Here is a 2,528-nt window from a genome sequence, read left to right on the forward strand (position 1 = left end):
GGGGGCGAGGCTGTGGGACCTGGACGGCAACGAGTACGTCGACCTGGCCATGGGCTTCGGCGCGCACCTGTTCGGCCACAACCCGGACTTCGTCGTCGACGCGCTGCGCGCCCAGCTCGACCGGGGCATCCACCTGGGCCCCGAGGCGGAGCTGAGCGGAGCCGTGGCGGCCAAGATCCGGGCGCTGACCGGCGTGGAGCGGGTCAACTTCTGCACCTCCGGCACCGAGGCGGTGATGACCGCGCTGCGCGTCGCCCGCGCCGCCACCGGCCGCTCCACCGTCGTGCTGTTCTCCAACGCCTACCACGGCCACTTCGACGGGACCCTGGTCAACCGCACGCCCGGCGACCCGGACCACGCCGCCGCGCCCATGTCGCCGGGCGTGGTCGCCTCGATGGTGTCCGACGTGGTGGTGCTCCCGTTCAACCGCCAGGAGTCGCTCGACCACCTGACCGAGCACGGCGGCCGGATCGCGGCGGTGGTCACCGAGCCGGTGCAGAACCGCAACCCCGGCGAGCACGCCGGGCCGTTCCTGCGGGAGCTGCGCCGGATCACCGCCGAGCACGGCGCGCTGCTGGTCATGGACGAGGTGCTGACCGGTTTCCGGGTGCACCCGGCGGGCGGGCAGGGCTGGTTCGGCGTCCGGGCCGACCTGGTCACCTACGGCAAGACGCTCGCGGCGGGCCTGCCGATGGCCGCCGTGGGCGGGCGGCGCGACCTGCTCGACCTGGTGGACGGCGGCACGTGGGTCGGCCCGTCCCGGCTGCCCGACGGCGTCGACCCCACCTACACGGCGGGCACCTACGTCAAGCACCCGCTCGCGCTGGCCGCCGCGAACGCCGTGCTGGGCAGGCTCCTGGACGAGGGCCCCGCGCTGCAGGAGCGGCTGAACGAGCGCGCCGCCGACCTCGTGGACGACGTCAACGACGCGCTGGCGGCGCTGTCCGCGCCCGTGTCGATCGCCCGCTACGGCTCGTTCTTCCGCCTGGTGGGCACGAACAACTACAGCTTCGTGCACCAGCCGGTCGAGGTGGAGGCGCTGCGCACCGCGCTCGGCCACCACGGCGCGTTCCTGGTCGAGACCGGCACGTGCTTCCTGTCCACCGCGCACACCGACTCCGATGTCCAGCAGGTCCGCGACGCGTTCGTCGGCGCGGTCACCGAGATGCGCGACGCGGGCGTGTGGGACCGGCGGCCCGCCGCCACGACCGCGCCGAGGACCGCGCGGGCCCCGCTGCCCGCCGCGCCCCCTCGCCTGCCCGAGCTGAGCCTGTCCTACTTCGGGGACGGCCGGGGCGTGGACACCGCCCAGCACTACGACCTGCTGTTCGACGGGGCGGCGTTCGCCGACGAGGCCGGGCTGTCCGCGATCTGGCTGCCGGAGCGGCACTTCCACGACCTGGGCGGCTTCTCCCCCAACCCGGCCGTGCTCGCCGCCGCGCTGGCCAGGCAGACCTCCCGCCTGTCGCTGCGCGCGGGCAGCGTCGTGCTGCCGCTGCACCACCCGGCGCGCGTGGCCGAGGAGTGGGCCGTGGTCGACGCGCTGTCCGGCGGTCGGGTCGGGCTGGCGTTCGCCTCCGGCTGGAACGACCGCGACTTCGTGCTGGCCCCCGGCGGCTTCGCCACCCGCAAGCAGGACACCCTGCGCGCGATGGGGCAGGTCCGCGCCCTGTGGCGCGGGGACGCGGTCGCGTTCCCCGGCGAGGGCGGGGGCACGACCGAGGTCCGCGTCTTCCCCAGGCCGGTGCGCCCGGAGCTGCCGGTGTGGTTGACCGCGCTGAGCAGCGAGGAGACGTTCGCGGCGGCGGGCGCGCACGGCGCGGGCGTGCTCACCAACCTGCTCAACCAGGACGTGGCGGCGCTGCGCGCCAGGATCGCCGTCTACCGGGAGGCGCTGCGCGGGGCTGGCCACGACCCGGCGTCCGGGCACGTGGCCGTGCTGCTGCACACCCTGCTCGGCGCGGACCGGGACGCGGTGCGCGACGCGGCCCGCGAACCGCTGCGCGGCTACCTGCGCGCCGCGGCGGACCTGTCCGCGCGGCTGGCCGACCAGACCCGCCGCGTCGACCTGGACGAGCTGAGCGCGCAGGACCGCGACTACCTGATCGACGCCGCGTTCCGCCGCTACGCGGACGGCCGCTCGCTGATCGGGACCCCCGAGGACGCCCGTCCGCTGCTGGTCGAGCTCGCGGCGGCGGGCGTGGACGAGGTGGCGTGCTTCGTGGACTTCGGCGCGCCGCCGAACCTGGTGCGCGCGGGCTTCGCGGGCATCGCCGCGCTCGCGGCCGGGCCCGCGGCGGCGGGACCGGGGCAAGCCGGAACGGGGCAGGCCGGAACGGGGCAGGCGGGACCGGGACAGGCCGGGCACGGGCTGCCGGAACCGGGGCGCGACCGGGTGGTCGTCGCGTCCGGCGTCCGGACGCCGGGTCCGCTCTCCCCCGCGCCTCGCGGGGGCGTGGACGTCCCGCCACCCGCCCCCGCCGGGCGCACCCTCCCCGAGCGGGTGGCCGCCGCGCGCACCGACGTGC

1 protein-coding gene is annotated in these 2,528 nt (G+C 76.6%); it reads left to right on the forward strand.

Annotated elements, in window-relative coordinates; translation table 11 throughout:
* The coding region (locus ACTUAL_RS15875; RefSeq protein ID WP_440900805.1) for a MupA/Atu3671 family FMN-dependent luciferase-like monooxygenase at positions 1-2,528 on the forward strand (2,528 nt) is incomplete at both ends.

This window comes from Actinosynnema sp. (assembly GCF_052038725.1).